This window comes from Pseudoalteromonas sp. CR1 (assembly GCF_019392235.1).
Lineage (GTDB): Bacteria > Pseudomonadota > Gammaproteobacteria > Enterobacterales > Alteromonadaceae > Pseudoalteromonas.
Genome location: NZ_JAHXRM010000473.1, coordinates 1 through 249, shown reverse-complemented (window position 1 = coordinate 249; position 249 = coordinate 1). Strand labels below are relative to the sequence as shown.

Below are 249 nucleotides of genomic sequence, written 5' to 3'. Positions count from 1 at the left end.
CGGCAGAAGCGAATCACCTCCAGCGAGCTCACGTCCACCGAGAGGTTCACACAGAACCCGCCGTTCGCCAGCAGCGGCGTCAGCACCTCGCGGAAGTTCTCGGGCGTCAGGCCGGCGTGGATGTGGTTCACCCCGCGCTGGGCGAGGAAAACGGCATGCTCGTCCGAGGGCTCCACCACGTGCAAGTTGTGGGGATCATAGATGAAATGCCGCTCGATCAGCGGCAGGACGCCCTGCCCGATCGAGCCG

At 65.5% G+C, this 249-nt stretch carries 1 protein-coding gene; it reads right to left on the bottom strand.

From position 1 onward, the window contains the following. Positions 1 to 249 (bottom strand): saccharopine dehydrogenase NADP-binding domain-containing protein (locus KZZ04_RS20205; RefSeq protein ID WP_219424036.1); only part of this gene is annotated, 249 nt, incomplete at both ends.